This is a genomic window from Spongiactinospora gelatinilytica, from assembly GCF_003236385.1.
Lineage (GTDB): Bacteria > Actinomycetota > Actinomycetes > Streptosporangiales > Streptosporangiaceae > Spongiactinospora > Spongiactinospora gelatinilytica.
In genome coordinates this window covers 19,120-45,372 of the sequence record NZ_POUA01000003.1, presented here as the reverse complement: position 1 = coordinate 45,372, position 26,253 = coordinate 19,120, and the positions used below count along the sequence as shown (strand labels likewise).

20 protein-coding genes are annotated in these 26,253 nt (G+C 72.1%); 12 read left to right on the top strand and 8 right to left on the bottom strand.

Features of this window, described 5'->3' with window-relative positions; translation table 11 throughout:
- Genes C1I98_RS00810 through C1I98_RS00800 form a run of 3 tightly spaced genes read left to right on the top strand, consistent with a single transcriptional unit; the run spans position 1 to position 3,508 of the window.
- A complete protein-coding gene (locus C1I98_RS00810; RefSeq protein ID WP_233506942.1) occupies positions 1 to 285 on the top strand; it encodes an acyl carrier protein in 285 nt (94 codons plus the stop codon).
- Complete coding sequence (locus C1I98_RS00805; RefSeq protein WP_158557823.1) at positions 282 to 1,616, top strand: condensation domain-containing protein; 1,335 nt, start codon at positions 282 to 284, stop codon at positions 1,614 to 1,616. Before C1I98_RS00810 ends, C1I98_RS00805 begins: the two co-directional genes overlap by 4 nt.
- On the top strand, positions 1,613 to 3,508 hold the full coding sequence (locus C1I98_RS00800) for a N,N-dimethylformamidase beta subunit family domain-containing protein (protein WP_111165101.1): 1,896 nt from the start codon (positions 1,613 to 1,615) through the stop codon (positions 3,506 to 3,508). The genes C1I98_RS00805 and C1I98_RS00800 overlap by 4 nt, the downstream gene beginning before the upstream one ends.
- A 30-nt stretch (positions 3,509 to 3,538) precedes the next feature.
- Here C1I98_RS00800 and C1I98_RS00795 read toward each other — a convergent pair whose 3' ends face one another.
- Positions 3,539 to 4,714 (bottom strand): ROK family transcriptional regulator, encoded by a 1,176-nt coding sequence (locus tag C1I98_RS00795; RefSeq protein WP_111165100.1) that lies wholly within the window; start codon positions 4,712 to 4,714, stop codon positions 3,539 to 3,541.
- A 263-nt stretch (positions 4,715 to 4,977) separates the two neighbouring features.
- On the opposite strand from C1I98_RS00795, the gene C1I98_RS00790 reads away from it, so the two are divergent.
- From C1I98_RS00790 to C1I98_RS00770, 5 genes are all read left to right on the top strand, one after another.
- Positions 4,978 to 6,282, top strand: a complete 1,305-nt coding sequence (locus C1I98_RS00790; protein ID WP_233506941.1) for an extracellular solute-binding protein — start codon at positions 4,978 to 4,980, stop codon at positions 6,280 to 6,282.
- Positions 6,283 to 6,377: 95 nt separating this feature from the next.
- The gene (locus C1I98_RS00785) at positions 6,378 to 7,307 is read left to right on the top strand and encodes a carbohydrate ABC transporter permease (protein WP_233506938.1); all 930 of its coding nucleotides are present in this window, start codon (positions 6,378 to 6,380) and stop codon (positions 7,305 to 7,307) included.
- Entirely contained in the window at positions 7,304 to 8,155 is an 852-nt protein-coding gene (locus C1I98_RS00780) for a carbohydrate ABC transporter permease (protein ID WP_111165097.1), read from the top strand. The genes C1I98_RS00785 and C1I98_RS00780 overlap by 4 nt, the downstream gene beginning before the upstream one ends.
- A gap of 111 nt (positions 8,156 to 8,266) precedes the next feature.
- The gene (locus C1I98_RS00775) at positions 8,267 to 9,760 is read left to right on the top strand and encodes a glycoside hydrolase family 3 protein (RefSeq protein WP_111165096.1); all 1,494 of its coding nucleotides are present in this window, start codon (positions 8,267 to 8,269) and stop codon (positions 9,758 to 9,760) included.
- Between the two features lie 131 nt (positions 9,761 to 9,891).
- On the top strand, positions 9,892 to 11,409 hold the full coding sequence (locus C1I98_RS00770; RefSeq protein WP_111165095.1) for a glycoside hydrolase family 3 protein: 1,518 nt from the start codon (positions 9,892 to 9,894) through the stop codon (positions 11,407 to 11,409).
- A gap of 6 nt (positions 11,410 to 11,415) precedes the next feature.
- Here C1I98_RS00770 and C1I98_RS00765 read toward each other — a convergent pair whose 3' ends face one another.
- Positions 11,416 to 12,594, bottom strand: coding sequence for an ROK family transcriptional regulator (locus C1I98_RS00765; RefSeq protein WP_111165094.1), 1,179 nt, complete (start codon positions 12,592 to 12,594; stop codon positions 11,416 to 11,418).
- A 273-nt stretch (positions 12,595 to 12,867) separates the two neighbouring features.
- Between C1I98_RS00765 and C1I98_RS00760 the strand changes: the two genes are divergently transcribed.
- A complete protein-coding gene (locus C1I98_RS00760; protein WP_111165093.1) occupies positions 12,868 to 13,317 on the top strand; it encodes an RrF2 family transcriptional regulator in 450 nt (149 codons plus the stop codon).
- A 26-nt stretch (positions 13,318 to 13,343) separates the two neighbouring features.
- The gene (locus C1I98_RS00755) at positions 13,344 to 14,147 is read left to right on the top strand and encodes a DNA-formamidopyrimidine glycosylase family protein (RefSeq protein WP_111165092.1); all 804 of its coding nucleotides are present in this window, start codon (positions 13,344 to 13,346) and stop codon (positions 14,145 to 14,147) included.
- 16 nt (positions 14,148 to 14,163) lie between these two features.
- Here the strand turns inward: C1I98_RS00755 and C1I98_RS00750 are convergent, their stop codons facing one another.
- From C1I98_RS00750 to C1I98_RS00730, 5 genes are all read right to left on the bottom strand, one after another.
- A complete protein-coding gene (locus tag C1I98_RS00750) occupies positions 14,164 to 14,520 on the bottom strand; it encodes a helix-turn-helix domain-containing protein (RefSeq protein ID WP_111165091.1) in 357 nt (118 codons plus the stop codon).
- Between the two features lie 351 nt (positions 14,521 to 14,871).
- Positions 14,872 to 15,465, bottom strand: coding sequence for a CDP-diacylglycerol--glycerol-3-phosphate 3-phosphatidyltransferase (gene pgsA / locus C1I98_RS00745; RefSeq protein WP_111165090.1), 594 nt, complete (start codon positions 15,463 to 15,465; stop codon positions 14,872 to 14,874).
- Positions 15,462 to 16,874, bottom strand: a complete 1,413-nt coding sequence (gene rimO / locus C1I98_RS00740; RefSeq protein WP_111165089.1) for a 30S ribosomal protein S12 methylthiotransferase RimO — start codon at positions 16,872 to 16,874, stop codon at positions 15,462 to 15,464. The genes pgsA and rimO overlap by 4 nt, the downstream gene beginning before the upstream one ends.
- A gap of 116 nt (positions 16,875 to 16,990) precedes the next feature.
- On the bottom strand, positions 16,991 to 17,737 hold the full coding sequence (locus C1I98_RS00735) for a helix-turn-helix domain-containing protein (RefSeq protein ID WP_111165088.1): 747 nt from the start codon (positions 17,735 to 17,737) through the stop codon (positions 16,991 to 16,993).
- Between the two features lie 74 nt (positions 17,738 to 17,811).
- On the bottom strand, positions 17,812 to 20,406 hold the full coding sequence (locus C1I98_RS00730; protein WP_111165117.1) for an FtsK/SpoIIIE family DNA translocase: 2,595 nt from the start codon (positions 20,404 to 20,406) through the stop codon (positions 17,812 to 17,814).
- Positions 20,407 to 20,593: 187 nt separating this feature from the next.
- On the opposite strand from C1I98_RS00730, the gene C1I98_RS00725 reads away from it, so the two are divergent.
- Positions 20,594 to 21,511, top strand: coding sequence for a sugar kinase (locus C1I98_RS00725; RefSeq protein WP_199536633.1), 918 nt, complete (start codon positions 20,594 to 20,596; stop codon positions 21,509 to 21,511).
- 6 nt (positions 21,512 to 21,517) lie between these two features.
- Here the strand turns inward: C1I98_RS00725 and C1I98_RS00720 are convergent, their stop codons facing one another.
- Positions 21,518 to 22,540 (bottom strand): aldose epimerase family protein, encoded by a 1,023-nt coding sequence (locus tag C1I98_RS00720; RefSeq protein WP_111165087.1) that lies wholly within the window; start codon positions 22,538 to 22,540, stop codon positions 21,518 to 21,520.
- 284 nt (positions 22,541 to 22,824) lie between these two features.
- Between C1I98_RS00720 and C1I98_RS00715 the strand changes: the two genes are divergently transcribed.
- Positions 22,825 to 26,190: a phosphodiester glycosidase family protein gene (locus C1I98_RS00715; RefSeq protein ID WP_233506932.1), complete on the top strand. Its 3,366-nt coding sequence runs from the start codon at positions 22,825 to 22,827 to the stop codon at positions 26,188 to 26,190.
- The last annotated feature ends 63 nt before the right edge of the window (positions 26,191 to 26,253 follow it).

Here is a 26,253-nt window from a genome sequence, read left to right as displayed (position 1 = left end):
GTGAGCACAGTGGGGAGGCGTGCCCCGGCGGGCGCCGCGCGCGAGACGAAGGAACGACTGGCCGAACTGGTGGCCACGGCCAGCGACGGCGAGGTCTCCGCGGCGGAGGCGCTGGCCACCGAGTTGCCGCTGTCGGCGCTCGGCGTCACCTCGCTGGCGCAGATGCGGCTGATCGACGCCATCGAGCGCGAATTCGGCGTGGACGTGGACTTCTCCGACGAGTCGCTGGCCGCGCTCGAGGACCTGGACCTGCTCACCGCCCACATCACCGGGCGGGCCCGGTGACCGGCGAGCCGCTCACCGGGCCGCTCACTGAGCCGCTCACCTGGGGGCAGCGGGCGATCTGGGCGGCGATCGAACGCACCGCGCCCGACGACCGCTACTTCAACTTCGGCCGGGTGCTCGCGGTGCCCCGCTCGATCCGCCAGCTGGGCGTCGCGGACGTCCGCCGGGCCGTCGGCCTGCTGACCGACCGGCACCAGGCGCTGCGCACCACCATCGGCCCCGGCCCGGTGCAGATCGTCGGCGAGAGCGCGGAGCCGGTGGTGGGGATCGTCCACGCGGCGCGCGGGGAGGAGGCGGCCGTCGCCGCCGAGTTGCAGGCCCGGATGGAGTCATCGGCCTTCGACTACCGCGACGAGCGCCCGCTGCGGGTCGGCGTGGTGATCTGCGAGGGCACGGTCGGCCATGTCGTGCTGGTCTTCTGTCACATGGCGGCCGACGGCCTCGGGGCCGAGATCGCGGTACGCGACCTTCGTCTGCTGCTGCTGCTGCGCGGCACGGCGGGCGGCCCGCCACCCACCCAGCCGGCCGAACTGGCCCGCCGGCAGAACTCCGCGGAGGGCCTGCGCCTGGCGCGGGCCGCCGACGAGTACTGGGAGCGGGAGTTCTCTCGCATCCCCGTCTCGATGTTCCCGGCCCAGGTCGCCGAACCTTCCGGGCCGCCGATCTGGCGGGCGCTGCTGACCTCGCGGGCCGCCGCCATGGCCGCGCAGCGGCTCGCCGTGCTGCACGGCGCGACGACCGGAGCGGTACTGCTCGCGGCGAGCGCCGCCATGGTCGGCAGGGTCACCGGCCAGGAGCTGTGCGCGATGCTGCCGATCGTGGGCAACCGGTTCCGCGCCGACACCAGGAACGCGGTGACCACACTGTCCCAGGAGGGCCTGTTCGTCTGCGACGTCACCGCCGAGCGGTTCGATGACCTGCTGCGGGCGGCCAGGCCCGCCGCGCTGCGCGCCTACCGGCACGCCTACCACGACCCGGCGGGCCGGGCGGCGGCGACCGCGCGGGCGAGCGCCGCCAGGGGCGCCGAGGTCCAGCCGTACTGCTGCTTCAACGACATGCGCTTCGCCGAGCCGCCGCCGCGCGACTGGGAGCCCGGCGAGATCCACGCCGCGCTCGGCTCCTCCACGCTCACCTGGCCGATCAGCCAGGATCGGCTGAACTGCCGGTTCTGTGTGCACATCACCGGCGAGGGCGCGGGGCTCGGCATCTCGGTGACCGCCGACACCCGCTACCTGCCCAAAGCCGGGATGGAGTCCTGGCTGCGCGGGCTGGAGGACCTGCTGGTGGAGGCGGCCGCACGGGCCGCGGCGCGGAAGGTCCACGCCGGATGACGGTGACCGCGTACGCCGCGGCCACGTCCTGTGCGCACGGCGAATCGCTGCTCTTCCACGTCCAGGCCGAGCCGTCCGACCTGCCGGTACGGGTCAGCGTGGCCGACGCGACCGATGACCGGCGGGTGCTGTCGGCGCGGGTGGACGGCCCCGAGTGGACCCTCACGATCCCCGCGGACTGGCACAGCTCGCTGTACCGGGCCCGTTTCCTGGCCCCCGGCCAGGCCGACGCCGACCTGCCGTGGCCCAGGGAGCAGGAACTGCCCGGCACGGCGGCCTCGCCGCCCAACGAGGTCTACTTCGTACTCCGGCCGGCCGTGCCGCGCTCACCGGTACTGCTGTCGGTGCCGTTCACCACCTGGCAGGCCTACAACCGGGCGGGCGAGCCGGGCCAGAGCATCTACTGGACCGAGGAGCCCACCCGGGCCTCCCGGGTCACCTTCGACCGGCCGGGCGGCGGGCCGCCGCCCGAACGCTGGGAGGAGGGCATGCTGCGCTGGCTGCGCCCGTCCGGCTACACCGTGGACCTCTGCTCCAACCTGGACCTGCACGACGGACTGGACCTGCTGAACGGCTACCGGCTGCTGATCGTCAGCGGGCACGACGAGTACTGGTCGGCGGGCATGCGGGACGCGGCCGAGGAGTTCGTCCGGCGGGGCGGCAACATCGCGTTCTTCGCCGGGAACACCTGCTGGTGGCAGATCCGGCTGGAGGACGACCGGCGCACCATGGTGTGCCACCGCGACCCGATGACCGACCCCTCCCCCGATCCCCGGCTCATCACCACCGAGTGGTCGGCCGCCCCGGTCAACCGGCCGGAGAACACGCTGACCGGTGTCAGCTTCCGGCAGGGCGCGGGGGCCTGGGGGCCGTACATGCCGCTGATCCTCAAGGAGTCCTACACGGTCAGGTTCGCCGAGCACTGGGTGTTCGAGGGGACCGGGCTGGCCGACGGCGACCCGTTCGGGCAGGGCACGCTCGGATATGAGACCGACGCCGCGGAGTACACCGAGGTCATGGGCGTGCCCCGGGTGACCGCCAGGGACGGCACGCCGTCCTCGTTCGTGGTGCTGGCCACGGCCGACCTGCGGCACTGGAGCGCCTACGGCCAGGGTGGCGCGGCCACCATGGGCGTGTTCACCAGCGGGCGCGGCACGGTCTTCAACGCCGCCACGATCAACTGGGGCAACGCGCTGGACGACCCGGTGGTGGACCGGATCACCCGCAACGTGATCGACCGGCTGTCGGCTCCGGCCGGCACCGCCGAGTGGGAGGTCATCGGCCCGGCGGCCGACATGGTGGCCCTGGCCGGGTACGGCAGGTCGCTGTTCGGGGTGGGCGCGGGCGGCATCCTGCACGTCCGCGAACTGTGCGGGCAGAACCTGCCGTGGCGGCCGATCGCCGACGCGGGCGGGGTGCGCTGCCTGGACGTGCCCCGGGAGGCCGCGGCCGGCCTGGGCATCGGCCTGTACGGCGTGACGCCGAGCGGAGTGCTGCGCCACCGGCCGCTGCCCGCGGGCCCCGGCGGCTGGACCGACGTGTGCCGCGCCCCGGCCGGCACCGTCGCCCTGGCCATCGCCGACGGCCGCTTCTACACGGCGACCACGGCGGGACGGCTGTACTGCCTGGCGTTCGCCGACGCGCCGAGCGGCGCCTGGGCGGACATCGGCCCCTCGGCGGACGCGGTCGCGCTCAGCGGCATGACCGGCCGCCTGTACGCGATGGACGCGGGCGGTGCGATCCACACCCGCCTGCCGCCGGGCGGCGACGAGGACGAGTGGCGCACGCTTTCGCGCAGCGATTCCTGCGTGGTGAGCACGACGTTCACCGCGCACGCGGGGCACCTGGTCACGGCGGGGCCGGCCGTGCCGCTGCGGTGGCGGACGGTCTGACGCCGCCTGCGGCGTCCGCCGCAGGCGGCTTCAGGTGTCCACCGTGCTGGTGAAGACCTCCTCGCGGGCGCGCTGCAGCGCCGCGAGGATGGCGCCGCGCAGTACCGGGTCGCCCTCGACCTCGGTCACCCTGACCTGCGGGCGGCTCGGGCAGATGCGGGCCACGGCCTCCTCGACCTTGACCGCGAGGGCCTTGCCGCCCGACCTGCCCACGTCTCCGGTCAGCACGACCAGACCGGGATCGAGCACCACGGTCACCGCGGCGACGCCGATCGCCAGCCGTCCGGCGACCTCCTCGATGAAGTCGCCGTTGGCACCGGTTGGATCGGCCACGGCGGCGGCGACCTGCTCGCTGATGGTGTCGCCGGTCAGGCCGTTGGCGGCGGCGAGGCCCGCGATGGCCTCCCCGCCCACCAGGCGCTGGAAGGACCCGGACTGAGGTGCGCCGACATCGACGGGCAGCGGTTCGCCGGGGACCGGCAGCCAGCCGATCTCGCCCGCGCCGCCGCTGCTGCCGCGGTGCAGCCGCCCGCCGAACATCACGCCGAGTCCCTGGCCGATGCCGGCCCACACCAGCACGAAGTCCGACAGGCCGCGGGCGGCCCCGTGCTCACGCTCCGCAATCACCGCGAGGTTGACGTCGTTCTCGATCACGACGGGCCGGCGCAGGCTGGCGCTCAGCGCGGCCAGCACGCCCTCGTGCCAGGACGGCAGGTCGAAGGAGAACCGCACGTCACCGGTGCGCGGATCGACCACGCCCCTGGTTCCTATCACACAGGCGCGCAGTTGGGCCATCGACACCCGCGCGGTCTGGCAGACCCGCTGCAGGGCGTTGTGCACGATCCTGACCGGGTCGCCGTGGCCGTTGGGATCGACGGCGATCTGGGCGATCAACTCGCCGGTGATGTCCGCGACACCTGCGGTGACGCGGTCGGGCAGGACCACCAGGCCGGCCACGTACGCGCTGGAGGGGACCACGCCGTACAGGGCCGCGTTGGGGCCGCGCCCGCCCGCCTGTTCGCCGACGGGCGCCACCAATCCGCGCCCCTCCAGGCGCGCCAGAAGCTGTCCGGCCGTAACCTTGGAAAGTCCGGTTCGCTCACCCAGTTCGGCGCGGGTGAGCGGGCCGTCGGAGAGCAGGAGCTCCAGCGCGGCGCGGTCGTTCAACTGGCGCAGCAACCGAGGTGTTCCCGGGCGTCGGGACAAGGATCGGCCCCCCTCTCGTCACGATACGCTAACGAGCGTTTTTTTTAAGAAACTTTCTTGTTAGTTTAGCGAGAGTCACCCCGCAGGCAAGTGATCCCGCCTCGGGATGTCACAGCGCCGACCGTCCGAGGTCGCCATCGACCTGGTGCGGGGTGGTCTGCCAGGGCCCGCACCCCCGAACGCGCGACCCCCGACGCGAAGCCGGGAAGGGAGAAACCCAAGTGAGAATCTCAAAGATCACGGTTGCGACCGCGACGTCCGCCGTGCTTGCTCTGAGTGTCGCCGCCTGTGGTGGCGGCAGCAGTGGCGGGACCGAGGCGGAGAAGCCGTCCGAGTCCGCCTCCTCCTCCGCGTCCGGGCCTCAGTACGCGGGCAAGACGCTGAAGGTGTGGCGCCTCGGGGCGCCCAACGAGGTCTTCGAGAAGTACATGAACGACCTCAACGGCAAGTTCGAGCAGCAGACCGGCGCCAAGGTCGAGCTGACCTGGGTGCCGTGGCCGGACTCCCAGAAGAAGTGGACGGCCGCGCTCGCCAGCGGCGAGGGCCCGGACGTCACCGAGTTCGGCAACGACCAGGTGTCGGCCTGGGTGGCCCAGGAGGCCCTCGCCGACATCACCGAGGTCGCCAAGGGCACCCCGGACTTCCAGCAGATCCCGCAGAACCTGTGGGGCTACGAGACCATCGACGGCAAGATCTACGCCGTGCCGTGGGGCGGCGGCACCCGCGCCGTCCTCTATCGCAAGGACTGGTTCAGCGAGCTGAAGATCGAGGAGCCCAAGACCTGGGAAGACCTCATCGCGGCCGCCAAGAAGATCCAGAAGGAGAAGGGCTCCGACGTCGACGGCCTGGCCTTCAACGGCGGTTCGGACGCCAACATGTCGCTCTCGCCGTTCGTGTGGTCGGCGGGCGGCGACTTCGCCGCCTTCGAGGGCGGCAAGTGGGTCGGCAAGCTGACCGAGCCCGCCTTCAAGGAGGGCTTCCAGTTCTACACCGACCTGGTGGCCAAGGAGGGCGTGTCAGGTAAGTCCCGCCTGAACCTGAACTCGATCGAGATCGCGCAGCGCTTCGCGGCCGGCAAGGTCGGCATGTTCGTCACCGGCGGCTGGGACATCGCCTCCATCGAGGAGCAGAGCAAGGGCAAGATCAAGGCCGACCAGATGGCCTTCTTCTCCATCCCGAACAAGGAAGGGACGGGCCCGGCGCCGGCGTTCCAGGGCGGCAACGACATCGCCGTCTGGAAGGACACCGAGAACCCCGAACTGGCCGCGGAGTACGTCAAGCTCGCCGCGGGCCAGGAGTTCGGCGGCCGGTACGCCAAGGAGAACGGCCTGCTCCCCCTCTACCCCGACGCCCTCGCCGAGTACGCCAACGACCCGGCCCAGAAGGCGTTCGCGGAGACCTTCAAGGTCGCCAAGGGCTTCCCCGCCGACCCGCAGTGGGCGGAGGCCAACGACACCAAGGCCGTGCTGCAGAACGCGGCGCGCGCGGTGATCAAGGGTGAGAAGGACGTCGACGCGGCCCTCGCGGCGGCCAACAAGGAACTCGAAGAGATCCTGAACCAGCAGTAACCATGGCACACACACGAACCATCGCCCGGGGCGGGGGAGATCCCCCCGCCCCGTCGCGGGGCCCCAGAAGAAGGCCGCCGCGCAGGACCAGCGGCATGTCGCCGAAGCTGGTCCCCTACGCGCTCCTGATACCCGGCCTCATCGTCATCGCGGCACTGCTGCTCTACCCGCTGTTCCAGATGGTCGTCATGTCCTTCCAGAAGGTGGGACTGAAGCAGATCAGGCCGAAGAACCCGGTCCCCGCGGAGTGGAACGACTTCGAGAACTACACCACGGTCCTCCAGTCGGACCTGTTCTGGACCTCCCTGCGCAACACCGTCGTGTTCGCGGTGGTCACCGGGGCGCTCACTCTGGTGGTCGGCACGCTGGTGGGCCTGCTGCTCAACCGGCTCGGCCGGGCCATGTCCACGGTCGTGGTCGTGGGCATCATGGCCGCCTGGGCGGTGCCGCCCACCTCACAGGCGATCATCTGGAAATGGCTGTTCGACGCCGACTCCGGGATCATCAACTGGGCGCTCAACCTGCTGCCCGACTGGCTGTCATCGCTGGTCTTCGGCCGCTCCGACTGGTCCGGCCAGCCATGGCTGAACGAGCCGCTCACCATCTACCTCGTGCTGGTGATGGCGGTGCTCTGGGCGTCGTTCCCGTTCGTGGCGGTCTCGGTGCTCGCCGGGCTGAAGAGCATCCCGTCGGAGCTGTACGAGGCGGCCAGGGTGGACGGCTCGACCGGCATCGGGACGTTCCGGAAGATCACCTTCCCGCTGCTGAAGCCGGTCTTCTCCGTCCTGATCGTCCTGCAGATCATCTGGGACTTCAAGGTCTTCACCCAGCTCTTCCTGATCGCCGGCGGCACCAACATGCCGCGTGAGGCGTTCAACCTGTCGCTGTGGAGCTACATCGAGGCGTTCAGCCCGCCTCCGGACATGGGACTCGGCTCGGCCATCGCGGTGGTGCTCACGGTGGTGCTGCTGCTGATCACGTTCGTCTACGTCCGGCAGATCGTCAAAGCGGAGGACGTCCGATGACGCCACTCGCGCGCAAGCGCCTTGCCAAGTACGGTCTCAACGCCGGCGCGATCGCGGTGTTCCTGTTCGCGGTCTTCCCCGTCTACTGGATGGTCGCGACCGCGTTCAAGCCGAACGACGAGATCTACACGACCGAGTTCATGCCGGTCCCGCTCTCCCCCACCCTGGACCACGTCGAGCGGGTGTTCACCAAGGGCGTCGCCGGGCACTCGATCTGGGAGTACCTGCTCAACAGCGCCATCGTCGCGGTCACCACCGTGCTGGTGGGCGCGGTCTTCGCGCTGCTCGCCGCGACGGCGGTGGCGCGGTTCAGGTTCAGGTTCCGCACGTCGTTCCTGGTGCTGCTGCTCATCGTGCAGATGGTGCCCGCCGAGGCGCTGCTCATCCCGCTGTTCCTGATGGTCCGGCGGCTGGGCATGTACGACCAGTTGATCGGCCTCATCGTGGTCAACATCGGGCTGACCCTGCCGTTCTCGGTGTGGATGCTGCGCACCTTCGTCGCCGCGGTCCCCAAGGATCTGGAGGAGGCGGCATGGATCGACGGGGCGACCCGATTCACCACCTTCTGGAAGGTGCTGTTCCCGCTCGTCGCCCCCGGTCTGGTCGCGACCAGCATCTTCTCGTTCATCACCGCGTGGAACGAGTTCGTGTTCGCGCTGACCCTGATCAACGAGACCAGCAACTACACGATGCCGAGGGCGCTGTCGTTCTTCATCGGCCAGCGCTCCACCGACTGGGGCGGGATCATGGCCGCGTCCACGCTGATGACCATCCCGGTCCTCGTGTTCTTCCTCCTGGTGCAGCGGCGCATGGTCTCCGGCCTCGTCGCGGGCGCCGTCAAGGGCTGATCCCCTCTCCCTTCCCACCGGTCTCTGACGGCTCGCGGCCCACAAGGCCCGAGCCGCCATGCCGGCCTGCCGTACCGTCCGTCACTCCGAACCATCCGTAGGAGCCGAGCCATGCCCGAAAACTCCGCGAGCCGCCCGACCGGGCCGATCGACCGGGAGCTGTACCGCCTGGCCGCCGGCCCCCTGCTCGTCGCCTTCCAGGGCACCACCGTCCCCGAGTGGGTGCTCGCCGAGACCGAACGCGGCCTCGGCGGCGTCACCCTGTTCGGCTTCAACGTGGCCGATCCCGCCCAGTTGTCCGCGCTGACCGGCCGCCTGCGCGAGGCCGGCGACCTGGTCATCTCGCTGGACGAGGAAGGCGGCGACGTCACCCGGCTCGCCTACCACACCGGAAGCCCCTACCCGGGCAACGCCGCCCTGGGCGCGGTGGACGACGTGGGACTCACCCGCGAGGTCTACCACGCGATCGCCGGCGAACTCGCCCTGTGCGGGATCAACCTGAACATGGCGCCGGACGCCGACGTGAACACCGCCGACGACAACCCGGTGATCGGCACCCGCGCCTTCGGAAACGACCCCACGCTGGTGGCCAGGCACACCGTGGCCGCCGTGGAGGGCCTGCAGGCGGCCGGAGTCGCCGCCTGCGTAAAACACTTCCCCGGGCACGGCGCCACCTTGCAGGACTCCCACCTGGAGATCCCACTGGTGGACGCCGGGCTCGACGTACTGCGCGCACGTGAGCTGGTGCCGTTCCGGGCGGCGATCGGGGCGGGGGCCAGGTCGGTGATGACCGCCCACGTCCGGGTGCCCGTCCTGACCGGTGAGGCACCCGCCACGCTCTCCTCCGCCGCGCTGACCGGCCTGCTCCGCGAGGAGCTGGGCTTCGCCGGCGTGATCGTCTCCGACGCGCTGGACATGCGGGCGATCACCGACGCCTACGGCCTGGCCGGTGGCGCGGTGATGTCCCTGGCCGCCGGGGCCGACCTGCTCTGCCTCGGCCCGCTGCCGACCTATGACGACGTCCGTGCGGTCATCGCGGGCATCGCGCAGGCCGCCCAGGACGGCCGCCTGCCGGTCGAGCGGCTGGCGGAGTCGGCCGCGCGCGTGGCGGCGCTGCACGCGTGGTTCGCCGAGCCCCGGCCCGCCGTGCCCGGCGGGCAGGTCATCGGCCTGGCCGCGGCCCGGCGTGCGCTCAGCCTCACCGGGACGCCGCCGGCGCCGGTCGATCCGCTGGTCGTGGAGCTGGAAACGCCGCCGACCATCGCGGTGGGCGAGGTGCCGTGGGGGTTCGCGCCGTGGCTGCAGGCCGCCGAGGTCGTCCGGGTCACCCCCGGCCAGGAGGAACCGGAATCCCTCCTGGAACGCGCCAAGGACCGCTCACTGGTGATCGTGACCAAGGACGCCCACCGGCATGAGTCGAGCCGGGCCCTGATGGCGGCGCTGGTGGCGGCCCGCCCGGACGCCGCGGTCGTGGAGATGGGACTGCCTGTCTGGCGTCCGGACAGCGCGGTCTACATCGCGACGTACGGCGCCGCGCGCCCCAACGCCCGGGCCGCCGCCGAACTTCTCTTCCCCGACCTCGTCAAGGCTGCCACGACATCCTGACAGGTGCTTTGACAAGGGCCTCGGCAGATATTTGTTAGTAAAGTTTCTTGTTTAATAGAGGAGTCGATGCTAAACAGGTGATGCGGCCGAAACATGGCCGCCGCCCCTCGCGTCACGGAGACGGAGACACGATGACCATCGAGACCGCCCGAGACGTCGCGAGCGCCGACCTGGCACGACTCGCCGACTGTGTACTGCAACCAGGGTTCATCGGCACCACCCCGCCCGACTGGATCCGGCGCCGCCTGGGCCTCGGGCTCGGCGGCGTCACGCTTTTCGCCCGGAACATCACCGGTCCCGACCAGCTTGCCAGACTCACCGCGGCCCTGCGAGCGGAAAACCCCGAGATCGTCATCGCGACCGACGAGGAGGCCGGTGACGTCACCCGGCTGGAGGTGGCGGCCGGCAGCTCGCGCCCCGGCAACCTGGCGCTCGGCGCGGTGGACGACCCCGGCCTCACCGAGGCCGTGGCGCGCGATGTGGGCGGCGCGCTCGCCCGGGCGGGCATCACGCTCAACTACGCGCCGGTGGCCGACGTCAACTACGCCGACAACCCGGTCGTCGGCACCCGGGCCTTCGGCGGCGATCCGTGGCTGGTCGCCCGGCACACCCGCGCCTGGGTCACCGGCCTACAGGAGGCGGGGGTGGCCGCCTGCGCCAAGCACTTCCCCGGGCACGGCGGCACGACCGTCGACTCCCACGACGACCTGCCCGCGGTCACCGCCTCGGCCGGCGAACTGGCCAGGGTCGCGCTCTCGCCGTTCCGCACCGCGATCCGGGCGGGCGTGCGCTCGATCATGACCGGGCACCTGCTCGTCCCGGCGCTCGACCCGCACTGGCCGGCCACGATGAGCGCGCGCATCCTCACCGACCTGCTCCGCGGCGAACTCGGCTTCGAGGGCCTGATCGTCACCGACGGCATCGAGATGCCCTCGCTGTCGCTGCGCTACGGCCTCGGCATGACCGCGGTACGCGCGCTGGCCGCCGGCGCCGACGTGATCTGCGTGGGCGGCGAGAACACCTCCCCCGGGCTGGTGGACATGCTGCGCAACGCGATCGTGGGCGCGGTCCGCGAGGGCGCGCTGCCCGAGGAACGGCTGGCTGAGGCCGCCGCCCGGGTGCGGGCGCTGGCCGCCTGGGCCGCCGTGCCGCGCCAGGGCTGCGGAGAGGCCGAACCGGGGGTCGGGGTCGCGGCGGCGCGCAGGGCCGTGCGGCTGACCTCCAAGGAGCACGCGGGGCCGTTGCCGCTGGCCGTACCTCCGCACGTCATCGAGCTGAACTCGGTCACCAGCCTGGCGGTGGACCGCAACACCGGATGGGGCGTGGCCGGGCCGCTCGCGGGGCTCATGCCGGGCACCACGGCGGTGCGCCTGGACCCGGGGCAGGCCGGGCTGCTGGGCTTTGAGATCGCGTTCGCGCTGGGCCGGCCGCTGGTGGTCGCGTGCCGCGACGCGACCAGGCACGGCTGGGTGGCCGCGGCGATCGAGACCGTGCTTTCTCACCGGCCGGACGCCGTGATCGTGGAGATGGGCCGCCCCAGCCCGGCCACCCCGGGCGCGCACCACATCGCGACCTTCGGGTCCTCCCGGGCGTGTGGCACCGCCGCCGCCGAGGTGCTGTCCGGCAGGAGCGCCGGACAGCCGTCGTAAGGCCCCCTAGGAAGAGAAGACCTCCTCGCGGGCACGCTCCAACGCCGCCAGGACTGCGCCGCGCAGCACCGGGTTGCCGGTCTGCTCGCTCGGCACCACCTGGGGACGGATGGGGCAGATCCGCGCGACCGCCTCCTCCACGCGGGAGGACAGCGCCGTGCCGCCCGCACGGCTCACATCGCCGCCCAGGACCACCAGTCCGGGGTCGAGCACCACGCACACCGAGGCGACCCCCAGCGCGAGCCTCGCGGCGATCTCGTCGAGCAGCGGCTCGCCCTCCGGCCCCGCCTTGACCGCCGCCGCCACGCACTCGGCCTGCCGGGCCCCGGTGAACCCGTAGGTCTCGGCCAGCTCGGTCACCGCCTCCACGCTGACCAGCGACTGCAGGCCGCCGGCCAGCGAGGGCAACCGGCCGGGGATGGCCCGCACGTCCTCAGCCAGCGGCACCCCGGGCACCGGCAGGTAGCCGATCTCACCGGCGCTGCCCGAGCGGCCCCGGTGCAGCCGGCCGCCCAGCATCACGGCCAGGCCGAGCCCCCGGCCCACCCAGACGAGCACGAAGTCGTCGGCCTCGCGCGCCGCGCCGCCCGCGTACTCGGCGACCGCGGCGAGGTTGACGTCGTTCTCGATGACGACCTCGCGGCGCAGGTCGCGCGCCAGCGCCTCGTGGATGCCCTCGTGCCAGCCGGGCAGGTCGAAGGAGAAGCGCACGTCGCCGCTGCGCGGATCGACCACGCCCGGTGTGCCGATCACGACCCCGCGCAGTTTGGCCAGCGACACCTTCGCCGAACGGCACGCCTTGACCACACCGCTGTGGACCACGGCCACCGGATCCTCGTGACCGTCGGGGGTCACGGTCACCTCGGCCACGATGTCACCGTGGATGTCGGCGACGGCGGTGGTGACGCTCTCCGGGCCGACGTCGAGCCCCGCGACGTACGCGGAGGAGGCGACCACCGCGTACAGGGCGGCGTTGGGACCTCGGCCTCCGGCGAGCTCGCCGACCACCTCGACCAGGCCGCGATCCTCCAGCCGGGCCAGCGTCTGGGACGCGGTCACCTTGGAAAGGCCGGTCATCTCGCCGATCTGGCCCCGCGTGAGGGGACCAGAGGACAGCAGCAGCTCCAGGGCGGCCCGATCGTTGATCTCCCGCAGCAACCTGGGCACCCCAGGACGTCGCTCCATACCCATGCTCTCTGATCGCCGTGTTCCCGCCGCCTTCATCGAGCACAGATTAGCTGGCGGAGTCATTAGTAAGGCTTCCTGTTAGTTGCACGCCCAGCGTAACGGACCCTCGTCCACGCTAGAACACACCTCGCCGGAGTGTCGATCAACTGCGCGCGGCGGATGCCCCGGCGTCCGGGATGGGCCATCCGCCACGGTCAGCGCCAAGGTCAGAATGCCCTTCCGGCGGCCCCTGCGCCCGACCACTGTTCTCCAGGCGGGATAATCGACAACATGCGCCTTTCCGCTCGTGTCGACTACGCCCTACGCGCCGCCGCCGAGCTCGCCGCCGCAGGTGCCGGCCCGACCACGGTGGGCGAGCTGGCCAAGGAGCAGGACATGCCCCCCAAGTACTTGGAGAACATCCTGCTCCAGATGCGCCGTGCCGGGCTCGTTCGTGGCCAGCGCGGACCAGAGGGGGGCTACGTGCTGGCCCGCCCGGCCACCGAGATCTCCCTCGCCGACGTCATCCGTGCCGTGGACGGCCCGCTGGCCAACGTCCGGGGCGAGCGCCCCGAGCACGTGGGCTACCGGGGCGCGGCCGAGTCGCTCCAGGAGGTGTGGATCGCGCTGCGCGCCAGCGAGCGGGCGATCCTGGAAGAGGTGACGCTGGCCAACGTCTGCTCGGGCACGCTGCCCGACCGGGTGCGCAAGCTGGCCGCCGACCCCGCGGCCTGGGACTGACCCCGCCCGCGGGAAGGGTGTGAGCCGTGCCGGAGGGCGACGCCGTCTACCGCACCGCCGTACGCCTGCGCGCGGCGCTGGACGGCCGCGTGCTGACCCGCAGTGACTTCCGGGTCCCCAAGCACGCCACGGCCGATCTGACCGGCCGTACGGTCATCGAGACGGTCTCCCGGGGCAAACATCTGCTGACCCGCGTGGACGGCGGGCTGACCGTGCACACCCACCTGCGGATGGACGGCTCCTGGCGGGTGCTCCCCGCGGGGCGCCGCCTCCCGCCGGGCGACGTGGTGCGCCTGGTGCTCGGCAACGCCGCCCAGGTCGCCGTGGGCGTGCGGCTGGGCGTGGTGGACCTGCTGCCCACCGCGCGTGAGGACGATGTGGTCGGCCATCTGGGGCCGGATCTGCTGGGCCCCGACTGGGACGCGGCGCTCGCCGCGGCACGGCTCGCCGCCTGGGCCGACGCTGGTGCGGAGAACACGATCGGCGAGGCCCTGCTCGACCAGCGCAACCTCGCCGGGATCGGGACGATCTACCGGGCCGAGACGCTCTTTCTGGCCGGGATCTCACCGTGGCGGCCGGTCGCGCGGGTGGACGACCTGGAACGCCTGGCGGACCTGGCGCACCGACTGCTCTTGGCCGGCCGGGAACGCGCCGCGACGGTCACGACGGGTGATCGGCGACCGGGCAGGGGCACCTGGGTCTACGGCCGCGGCGGACGGCCGTGCCGGCGCTGCGGCACACGGGTGGGCGTGACCCACCTGGGCGGCGCGCCCGCGACACGCTCGCCAGAGCGGCTGGTCTACTGGTGCCCCGCCTGCCAGCCGCGGTAGCCGGTCAACGCGGCCCTCAGGCCGCGACCATGTCCTTGACCTCGGGGAAGACGGTGCTGGAGATACCGCTCCCGACACCCTCGCCGATGGACAGGCGCTCGTGCTCGGGCACGTCGGCCATGACGGGGGCGGCCTGCAGCTCGGCGAGCGCGAACTGGTCGGAGACCTCGCGCAGCACCTGTGACAGGGGGACCCCGAGTGCGCCACAGATGGACGCGAGCAGCTCGGAGGACGCCTCCTTCTGACCGCGCTCGACCTCCGAGAGGTAGCCGAGCGAGACGCGCGCCAGCGTAGAGACCTCTCGCAACGTGCGGCCCTGCCGCACGCGAAGTCGCCGTAGCACGTCACCGAGCAGTTGTCGCAGCAGGACCATCTGTCGTTCCCTCCCCGGTGCGGGTGCCTTCACACCACTTCGCGCGATCGGTTCGTGCCGCCCATCTCTGTGACCCTCGTACATGCTCCTCGCCGTCATCACCGTTCCCGTGGGCCCGCCGGCCGGGCTCCCGCTGTAGTCGCTTTTCGCCGATGGCTTACGGACCTCACTCACAGCTCCACCGTACCCGCATCCACCGACGTGGCGGCAGACCGTAAGGAGCATGTTCGCTGGTGACGTAACACGGTAATCACCGGGAATGTTCCCTCATGTTCGCCTCACGCTCATCTATCAGCAGATCAACCGCTTTCTCCGCTGTCTGTACCCGAATCTCATTCAAGTGATCCATGTTCACCCGCCACGGGCCTTACGGGCCACCTGCTGAAGGCGCACCGCGCGCACGACGTAGTCGATTCCTGTGACGAGCGTCACCGCCAGCGCGCCCGCCATCAAAATCCAGCGCAGCGGGTCATAGACGCCGGGCCAGATGTAGAGGCCGATCGCGACGACCTGGAGCACGGTCTTGACCTTGCCGCCGTAGCTCGCCGGGATCACGCCGTGCCTGATCACCGCGAACCGCAGCAGCGTGACCCCCAGCTCCCTGACCACGATGGCCGCGGTCACCCACCAGGGCAGCTCGTCCAGCAGGGACAGGCTGATCAGCGCCGCGCCGATCAGCGCCTTGTCGGCGATCGGGTCGGCGATCTTGCCGAAGTCGGTGACCAGGCCGTAGCGCCTGGCCAGCTCGCCGTCCAGCCGGTCGGTCAGCGACGCGATCACGAACAGCACGAGCGCCGCCACCCGCCAGCCGGTGCCCGGCAGGAACAGGCAGGCGACGAAGAAGGGGACGAGCACCAGACGGACGACCGTGAGAACGTTGGCGACGTTCCACGGGCTCACGCGGCGGCCTTTGGCCGGCGTCGTCGCGTCCGGCGTCTCGGTCATGGACCGGCCTTGATCCGGGCGATGAGATCGACTCCCTCGGCGTCCACCACCACGGCGCGGACGATCTCGCCGGGCCGCAGGCCGATGCCCTGGACCGTCACCGACCCGTCCACCTCCGGGCCCTGGTGGGCGGCCCGGCCCTCATAGCCGCCGTCGCCGAGGTCGGCCTCGATCAGCACGTCGACCTCGGTGCCGATGCGCTCCTCGGCCCGCTGGGCGGTCAGCTCCTCGGCCAGCTCGGTGAGGGCGGCCACCCGGGCGTCCACGACCTCCTGGTCCAGCTTGCCGGCCATCCCGGCGGCCTCGGTGCCCTCCTCGTCGGAGTAGCCGAACACGCCGGCCACGTCGAGCCTGGCCTCCTGGAGGAAGCCGGTCAGCTCGGCGAACTCCTCCTCGGTCTCGCCGGGGAAGCCGACGATGAAGTTGGAGCGCACACCGGCCTCCGGGGCCTCGGCGCGGATGCGCTCCAGCAGCTCCAGGAAGCGCCGCGGGTCGCCGAAGCGCCGCATCCGGCGCAGCACGGTGCCGCTGGCGTGCTGGAAGGACAGGTCGAAGTAGGGCGCCACGCCCTCGGTGGCGGCGATCACGCTGAGCAGCCCCGGCCGCAGCTCGGCGGGCTGCAGGTAGCTCACCCGCACCCGCTCCACGCCCTCGACCTCGGCCAGCGCGGGCAGCAGCTTCTCCAGCGCGCGCAGGTCGCCGAGGTCCTTGCCGTAGGAGGTGGAGTTCTCGCTGACCAGGACGAGCTCCTTGACCCCCTCCCGGGCCAGCCAGGCGGCCTCGGCGAGCAGCTCGTCGGGGCGGCGCGAGACGTAGGCGCCGCGGAAGGAGGGGATGGCGCAGAAGGTGCAGCGCCGGTCGCAGCCGGAGGCCAGCTTGAGCGCGGCCACCGGGCCGTCGTCCATGCGTTTGCGCAGCGGCCTGGGGCCGCTGGCCGGGGCGATGCCCGGAGGCAGCTCACCGTGGCCGGGAATGGCGTGCGCGGGCGCGGCGGCGGCGCGCTGGACCGGGGAGATGGGCAGCAGGGTGCGGCGGTCGCGCGGGCTGTGCGCCGCCAGCGGGCGGCCCGCGACGACGTCGTCGAGGCGGGCGCCGATCTCGGTGTAGTCGTCGAAGGACAGCACCGCGGACGCTTCGGGCAGGGCGTCGGCGAGCTGCTCGCCGTACCGCTCGGCCATACAGCCCGCGGCCACCACTTTGGCGCCCGCGTCGGCGGCGGCGAGGATCGTGTCGATCGAATCCTTCTTCGCCGACTCGATGAAGCCGCAGGTGTTGACGACGATCACGTCGGGATCGTCGTCGCCGAGGCGCCAACCGGCAGCCTCAAGTCGCGCGGCGAGCTCCTCGGAGTCGACCTCGTTGCGCGCGCAGCCCAGTGTGATCAGCGATGCGGTTCGGCGGGATGACATGGTGACACTACGGTATCGGCAGTTGCCCCCTACCTGAGCCCCGCCCCGGCGAGGTTGTGCCCGATATAGCGGATAGACCCGAAGATAACGGCAAGTGTCCGCCCGGCAACCGCGGCTCAGCGGGGTTTGTAGGTACGGGTGACCGTTTCCCCGAGCGGGCCGGGGACCCCGAGGTCCTTGCCGTTGACCCGCACGGACACCGCCCCGGCGTTGCCGATCTCCAGGACGACCTCCGACCTGGCCCGCCAGGTGGCGGTCGCGCCGCGCTTCAGCCGCCCGGAGAACAGCGTGCGATCCTTGGCGTCACGAGCGGTCACCCGGGTGGTCTTGCTCGCCCTGACCTCCACCACGACCATGTCGCCCGGCCGGACGGGCGCCGCGGCGGCCGCGTTGCGCGGCGGCACGGCGGGCGGCGAGGCGCTCGGCTTGGGCGGGGCCGGCCGGACCTCGGCCACGTTGACGTCGCCCGCGCCGCCCATCAGCCGCACCACGCCGAACACGATCGCGATGCCGAGCGCGATGGCCAGGGCCATGCTCCAGTTGAGCGAGCGCCGCTCGCGCAACCTGATCCGCCGGTCGGCCTGGAACACGGCCGAGGCGCGCACCGGCGCCGGCCCGCCGCCCGCCGCCTCGTCGTACGCGCGCACCACGGCCTCCGGATCCAGGCCCACCGCCTTGGCGATGTTGCGCACGTGCCCGCGTCCGTAGAAGTCGCCCCCGCACGGGGAGAAGTCGTCGCGTTCCAGCGCGTGGATGAGCGACTCGCTGATGCGTGTCCGCGCGCTCACCTGCCCGACCGTCAACCCCGCGGACCGCCGCGCACGCGCCAGTACCGATCCGATGCTCTCGCTACGCCCATCCATACGAACGCCTCCCCCTGACGTTGCGTAGTAAGTCACATTCAACCAGCAACGGCTCGCGTACCGCACATCGGGGGTCACTCTCCGCGCAGGATCGCCAGCAGGCCCGGCAGATCGTCCGGTTTGACCAGCACTTCGCGGGCCTTGGAGCCCTCGCTGGGCCCGACCACCTCGCGGCTCTCCAGCAGGTCCATCAGCCGCCCCGCCTTGGCGAAGCCGACCCGCAGCTTGCGCTGGAGCATCGAGGTCGAGCCGAACTGCGTGGTCACCACCAGCTCGGCGGCCTGGATCAGCAGGTCGAGGTCGTCGCCGATGTCCTCGTCGATCTCCCGCTTGGCACTGGCCGCGACGGCCACGTCGTCGCGGTACTCGGCCTGCATCTGGCCCTTGCAGTGCCCGACGACCTCGGTGATCTCCTTCTCCGAGATGAACGCGTTCTGCAGCCGCATCGGCTTGCTCGCGCCCATCGGCAGGAACAGCGCGTCGCCCTGCCCCACCAGCTTCTCGGCGCCCGGCTGGTCCAGGATGACCCGCGAGTCCGACAGCGAGGAGGTGGCGAAGGCCAGCCGGGACGGCACGTTGGCCTTGATCAGGCCGGTGACGACGTCCACGCTCGGGCGCTGGGTGGCGATCACCAGGTGGATGCCCGCCGCGCGGGCGAGCTGGGTGATGCGGACGATGGAGTCTTCCACGTCGCGGGGGGCGACCATCATCAGGTCGGACAGCTCGTCGATGATCACCAGCAGGTAGGGGTAGGGCTGGTAGACCCGCTCGCTGCCCGGCGGCGGGACCAGCTTGCCCGCCCGGACCGCCTTGTTGAACTCATCGACGTGCCGGAAGCCGCTGGCGGCCAGGTCGTCGTAGCGGCGGTCCATCTCGCCGACGACCCACTCCAGCGCCTCGGCGGCCTTCTTGGGGTTGGTGATGATCGGCGTGATCAGGTGCGGGATGCCCTCGTACACGCTCAGTTCGACCCGTTTGGGGTCGACCAGCACCATGCGGACCTCGTCCGGGGTGGCGCGCATCAGGATCGAGGAGATCAGGCCGTTGACGCAGACGGACTTACCGGCGCCGGTCGCGCCCGCGATCAGCAGGTGCGGCATCTTGGCGAGGTTGGCCACGATCGTGCGGCCCTCGACGTCTTTGCCGAGGCCGACGATCATCGGGTGGTGGTCGGCCTGCGCGACCGAGGAGCGCAGCACGTCGCCGAGCGAGACCAGGTCCTTGTCGGTGTTGGGGATCTCCACCCCGATCGCCGACTTGCCGGGAATGGGCGACAAGATCCGGACATCGGCGGACTTGACGGCGTAGGCGATGTTCTTCGTGAGCGCGGTGACCTTCTCCACCTTCACCGCGGGGCCCAGCTCGATCTCGTACCGGGTCACCGTCGGCCCCCGGGTGAACCCGATCACCTGCGCGTCGATCGAGAACTGCTCAAGGACGCTGGTCAGCGCGTTGACCACGACCGTGTTGGCCTTGGTCTGCGGCTTGGGCGCGGTTCCCGATCGCAGCGCGGCGACGTCGGGCAGGGCGTAGGGGCCGGCCTGCGGCGACAGCACGAGCTGCTCGACCTTGCGCGGCGCGGGGGTGGGCGCGGGCGGCTCCAGTGGTTCGGTCTGGTCAGACGGCTCGGCCCGGGCGGGCTCGGCCGGCCGCGGTACGGTCGGCTCCGGCTCGTCCACGAGCCCCGGCACGATCTCCGGCGAGTGGCCCTCGCGGCGCTCGTCGCCGTCCCGCATGATCGGCGTGTCGTAGGGCTTGACGTGCTCGCCCTGCTCCTCGCCGGCGCCCTTCGCCCGGCCCTTGGCCCTGCCCGCCGCCTTCGGCGCGCGCTTGCGCTCGCCGCCGGCCTTGCCGTCGCCCTCCTTGTGGAACAGCATGTGGCGGATCTCCGCGAGCCGCTCCGGCACCCGGTGCACCGGCGTGGCGGTGATCACCAGCACCCCGAACCCGGACAGGAGCAACAGCAGCGGGATCGTGATGAACGACGGCAGGATGCTGTCCGGCGGCGCGGAGACGATGAAGCCGATCATCCCGCCCGCAGCGGAGACCTTCTCCATGGTGTCGTTGTCGCCGCCGGCCGGATAGGGCGTGTCGTTGACCACGTGGACCACGCCGAGCACGCCGATGACCAGGGCGGCCCACCCGATCACCATCCGGCCGGTGTCGGCGTTCTGGTCGGGGTGGCGCAGGAACCGCCAGGCCAGCAGGGCGAGCATGATGGGCACCGCCCAGGCCAGCGAGCCGAACACGCCCCGCAGGACGGCGTTCACCAGCTCGGAGGCGGCCCCCTGGGTCTCCCGCCAGGTCATCGCGGCCAGCGTGATGGCCCCGGCGAGCACCGCCAGGCCGAGGCCGTCGCGGCGGTGCGCGGGGTCGAGGTCGCGCGCGGTGTGGCCGAGCGCGCGGGCCGCGCTGCCGACACCGTGCGCGAACAGCAGCCACACGCCGGCGAACAGCCTGCCGAGCATCCCGAAGACCCAGCTGACCGGGTCCTGGTGCAGGGCGCCCTGGCCCTGGGCGGCCCTGGTCCGCCCGGTGGCGGCGCCGCGCTTGGCGGGCGTCGTGCGGGCCCCGGATCGCTGCCCGGTTCTCGACGAGGTCGAGCGCTTCGCGGTGCCCTTCTGGTTCTGGGGTCCCCGCTGGGCGCCCTTGGACGTACGGGTGGCCATGATGAACAAGTTACGCGGGAGGCACGCCGGATGCGGCTAGGCGCGCCGTACCGGCGAGCGTCCCGGACATCGCAGAGATCGGGCGCGAAGGGGCGTACGGCATAATCTCGTGACGCCCCGTTGTGTGACAAACGACCATATTTCACTACATGATGTCGCTACTTGAAGCGGGCGAAGGAGCCGGACCGTGGACGTGGTGGTGCTGGGCGAGCCGCTGGTGGAGTTCTCCTCCGAGCGGCCGCTGACCGACGCGGAGCTCTTCCGCCTGTCCTTCTCCGGTGACGCGCTCAACGCGTCCGTCGCGGCGGCGGCCCTGGGCGCGCGGGTCGCGCTGGTCACCCGTGTGGGCGACGACGAGTTCGGCGAGCGCCTGATCAGGTTCGCCGCCGAGCGCGGGGTGGACACCGGCTGGATGATCCGCGGCGGCGGGCCCACCGGCGCGTACGCGGTCGGCGCGGACCCCTCCGGCGAGCGGGCCTTCAGCTACCTGCGCCAGGGCAGCGCGGCCACCCGGCTGAGCCCCGCGGACGTGGACCGCTCCCCCGTCGCCTCGGCCAAGGTGGTGCTGCTCAGCGGCATCGCCGCGGCCATCTCCGAGTCGTGCGCCCAGGCCGTGCGGCACGCCGCCCGCCTCGCCTCGGGCCGGGTCGTCTACGACCCCAACTTCCGCGCCCGGCTGACCACCCCTGCCCAGGCCGCCCAGGTGCTGCGCGACATCGCCCCGCACACCGCGCTGGTCAAGATCTCCAGCCCCGGCGACAGCACCGCGCTGCTCGGTGTCGGCGACCACGAGAAGACCGCCCGCGCGTGCCTGGACCTCGGCGCGCCCGCCGTGGCGGTGACCATGGGCGAGCGCGGGGTGCTGCTCGCCGGGCGCGACGCCCCGCCGGTGCTCGTGCCCGCCCGTACCGCGCCCACCATCGTGGACCAGACCGGCGCGGGCGACAATTTCGCGGGGGCGCTCGCCGCCTGGCTGGCCAGAGGCGAGAGCCTGCCCGCCGCCGTCGCGGCCGGTACCGCCGCCGCCGCGGTCAGCCTGGCCGGGCAGGGCGGCACCGGCAGGGTGGCCACGCCCGAGGACGTCGAGCGGCTGCTCGCCCGTTGACCCCCGCTACGCGACCGTCCCGAACCTGTAGGTCGTGACCGAGACGAACTTCTCCCCGGGCCGCAGCACCGCGGAGGGGAACTCCGGCCGGTTGGGCGAGTCGGGGAAGTGCTGGGTCTCCAGGCACAACGCCGCGTGCGGCGCGTACGGCGTGCCGTCCGACCCGAGCATGTTACCCGTGTAGAACTGCACCCCCGGCTCGGTCGTCAGGACCTCCAGCGACCGCCCCGAGACCGGCTCCTCCACCCGCGCCCGCACACCGTCGCCGTCGTTGAACACCCAGCAGTGGTCATAGCCCTTGCCGATGCGAAGCTGCGGGTGGTCCGCGCCGATGCGCTCGCCGATCCGGCGGGCCCGGGTGAAGTCGAACGGCGTGCCCGCCACCGGGGCCACCTCACCCGTCGGGATCTGCCGGTCGTCCTCAGGCAGGTAGTGGTCGGCGTCGATGGTGACCACATGGTCCAGCACGTCGCCATTGCCCGCTCCGGCGAGGTTGAAGTAGGAGTGGTTGGTCAGGTTGAGCACCGTGGGCGCGTCGGTGGTGGCCCGGTACTCGATGCGCAGCTCTCCCCGCGGGGTGACGGTGTAGACCACCCGGACGCTCAGCGTGCCCGGATAGCCCTCCTCGCCGTCGGGGCTCACGTAGGACAGCGCGAGCGAGCCGTCACCGTCCGGCTCGGCGTCCCAGATCCGCTTGTCGAAGCCCTGCCACCCGCCGTGCAGCGTGTCGGGCGGCACGTTGGGGGCGAGGTCGCGGACGGTGCCGTCGAGGGTGAACGCCGCGCCGCCGATGCGGTTGGCGTACCGGCCGACCAGCGCCCCGAAGTAGGGACTGCGTTCCAGGTACCCGTCCAGGGTGTCGAAGCCGAGCGCCACGCCCGCCATGCGCCCGGCCGCGTCGGGCGTCTCGATCGCCTGGATGATCCCGCCGTACGTCAGCACCGCGACGCGCAGCCGGTCGCCGCCGTCGAGTGTGAACCGCTCGACCGGCCGACCGGAGGCAAGCGTGCCGAACTGTTCTTTGCGCATGGCTCCCCCACCCTGATACCGCTGGTCAACTCCTATCACGCAGGACACCGACGGTCATGGGCGGCCCCACTGCGCGCGGTTTCACCAGCCGGGCGGTGAACACCTGGCGTATCACCCTATGAAACTTTTCGCCTCTAGTTCATGATCTCTGGGTATTTTCCGTCAACCGTGTTCTAGTTGACTTCCGATGCTCGATTCAGTCCTCATCGGAGGTCCCCCTGTCCAGGCATCGCTCTCCCCGGGGCCGTACCGCGGCCCTGCTGGCCGCGGCCGTACTCGGCCTGGTGGCACTACCCGCCACCGCCACGGCCGCGCCGCCGTCCGATCCCGTCGCCGACACCGCGTCCCAGGCCATGGGCGCGTCGTCGCACCCGCCCGCGGCCACCACGCTGGCCGGCCCGGCCGCCGCCGCGGGCTCCCGGGTCGAGACCTTCCACACCGAAAGGCCCGTCGCGCCCGGCGTGGAGATCGACTCGATCGACACCCTCGACCCGCGCGGCTGGCAACGCTCCGACGCGCTGACCATCGACCTCAAAAGGGGCAACACGGTCGGCTACCTCGACACCGGCGAGGTCGCCGCAACCGGCAAGATCACCGAAATGGCCGACAAGGCCGGCGCGGTGGCCGCCGTGAACGGCGACTTCTTCGACATCAACAACTCCGGCGCGCCGCTCGGCGTGGCCGTCCAGGACGGCAAGCTGATCAAGTCCCCGTCCGCCGACTGGAACAGGGCCGCCACCATCGACGCCAAGGGCGTCGGGCGCGTGCTCGACATGCTCTTCGAGGGCACGGTCGCACTCCCCCGCGGCGAGCGGGTCAAGCTGGACCGGCTCAACGCCACCGACCTCCCCCAGGGCGGCATCGGGGCCTACGACTCCCGCTGGGGCGCGTTCTCGCGCACCAGGGCGGTACCGGGCGTGACCCAGGTGACCGAGGCCCTGATCAGGGACGGCAAGGTCGAGCGGGTGACCCCAGGCGCGGGTGAGGGCGAAGTCCCGGCCGGGGCGACCGTCCTGCTCGGCCGCGAGGCCGCAGCCGCCAAGCTCGCCGCGCTCGCCCCCGGCGACCCCGTCGAGATCACCTACCGCCCCCGGCCGAGCCAGGACACCGGCCCGGCGCGGACCGCCATCGGCGGCCGGAGCCTGCTGGTCAAGGACGGCGCGGCGCAGCCCGCCGACGACACGACCCTGGCCGCCAGGATGGCGCTCGGCTTCAACGCAGACGGCACCAAGATGTACCTGGTCACGGTGGACGGCAACCGCACCGTCAACAGCCGCGGCGCGTCCCTTTCGGAGATGGCCGACCGGCTCGTCGCGCTCGGCGCGCACGTCGGCCTGGAGATCGACGGCGGTGGCTCGGCCACCATGGCGGTCCGCGAGCCCGGCGCCGAGCGCGTGCGGATCGAGAACGAGCCCAACGACGGCACCGAGCGCCTGGTGCCCAACGGCCTGGCGATCCACCGCCCCAAGGGCAGCGGCAGGCTGCACGGCCTTTGGGTGCGCCCCGCCGTGGACCCCACGGTTGCCCCGGGCACCGGCCCGGTCGCCGGCGGCCGTCCCGACCGGGTCTTCCTCGGCATGACCCGCACGATCGCCGCCACCGGCCACGACGAGGTGTACGGCCCGGCCGGCGCGCCCCGCGACATCCGCTGGACGGCCACCCACGGCCGGGCGGGCGGCGACGGCGTGTTCCGCGCCGCGCTGCCCGGCACCGCCACCGTGACCGCCCGCTCCGGCCGGGTGCGCGGCAGCGTCGAGCTGGAGGTCCTGGGCCCGCTGGCCCGGCTGGACACCACCCACCCGTCGGTCAACATCGCGGACGCCTCGGGCAAGACCGCCTTCGGCGTCGTCGGCTACGACCAGCACGGCAACTCGGCCCCGGTCGAGCCCGCCGACGTCCGGCTGGAGTACGACACCGCGCTGCTCGCCGTCGAGCCGGGCGAGTCCGGCGGGTACACGATCTCCGCCAAGCGCCCCTCCGGGGCCGCCCTGATCACCGTCAGGGCCGGCGGGCACACCGCCACCGTCGCGGTGACCGTGGGCGTGGAGAAGCGGGTGCTGGCCGACATGAGCGACGGCGCCCGGTGGAAGGCGGGCTCGGCGCGCGGCACCGCCGCCGTCGAACCGGTCGCGGAAGGCCGTACCGGCCCCGGGCTGAAGCTGTCCTACGACTTCACCAAGTCCACCGCGACCCGCACCGCGTACGCCATCGCCCCGCAGAGCCTCGGCCTGCCCGGTCAGACCCGCGCCTTCGGCCTGTCGGTCTACGGCCACGGGCGCGGCGAGTGGACGGCGTTCACCGTCATCGACGCGGCGGGCAAGGCGACCTCGGTCTACGGCCCGTACATCACCTGGCAGGGCTGGAAGGAGATCGAGATCCCGGTGCCCGCAGGGCTGCCGCAGCCGGTCTCGGTCAGCCGCTTCTACACGATCGAGCTGAAGGCCGACCGGCAGTACACCGGCGACGTGCTGATCGACGAGGTGTACGCGCAGGTCGCCCCGTCCATCGAGGCCCCCGAGCCGGACGCCGTCAAGGACCGGCTGGTCTCCGGCGAGCTGGACCGCCGCGACTGGCGCTTCGCGGTCATGTCCGACGCGCAGTTCGTCGCACGCGACCCGGACTCCCCGCTGGTGGCGGGCGCGCGGCGCACGCTGCGCGAGATCAAGGCGGCCGGGCCGGAGTTCCTGGTGATCGCGGGTGACCTGGTGGACGAGGCGTCGGAGGCCGACTTCCAGCTCGCCAAGCGGATCCTGGACGAGGAACTGGGCGGCGCGCTGCCGTACTACTACGTGCCCGGCAACCACGAGGTGATGGGCGCGAGCATCGCCAACTTCAAGGCCCGCTTCGGCGACACCCACCGCACCTTCGACCACAAGGGCACCAGGTTCGTCACCCTGGACACCTCGCTCGGCACGATCAGGGGCGGCGGCTTCGACCAGATCGAACGGCTGCGCCGGGCGCTGGACGAGGCGGCCCGCGACGACTCGATCGGCTCGTTCGTGCTGATCGAGCACCACCCGCCGCGCGACCCCACCCCCGGCAAGGGCAGCCGGCTCGGCGACCGCAAGGAGGCCGCGCTGGTGGAGCGGTGGCTGGCCGACTTCCAGCACCGGACCGGCAAGGGCGCGGCGTTCGTCGGCGGGCACGTCGGCACCTTCCACGCCTCCCGGGTGGACGGCGTGCCGTACCTGGTGAACGGCAACTCCGCCAAAACCCCGGCCACCGAGCCGGGTCAGGGCGGCTTCACCGGCTGGACCATGTTCGCCGTGGACCCGGTGTCGCGGCTGGACCGGCTGGCCGCCAAGATGCTGCCGTTCGCGGGCGGGCCGCGCTGGCTCACCGCGCAGACCAGGCCGCACGTGGACGCGCTGACCCTCACCGCGCCCGCCGAGCTGGCCAGGGGCGCGTCGGCGGCGGTGTCCGCCGTCGTCACCCAGGGCGGGCGGCAGGTGCCGGCGGCCTACCCGGTCGGCGTGGCCTGGTCGGGCGGGCGCACCCTGCACATCGGCGACCCGCGTACGGCACGCGGTCACCATGTGGCGGTCTTCGACCCGGCGACCGGCAGGCTGACCGCCCGCAGGCCCGGCACCGCGACTCTGTCGGTGTCGGTCAGCGGCGTCAGCCGCGAGGCGACCGTCAAGGTCAGGTAGCCGCCGGACCTTTCCCGCGACGCGGGCGTCTCGGCATCCGGGGGCACGCCCCCGTGAGAGGCG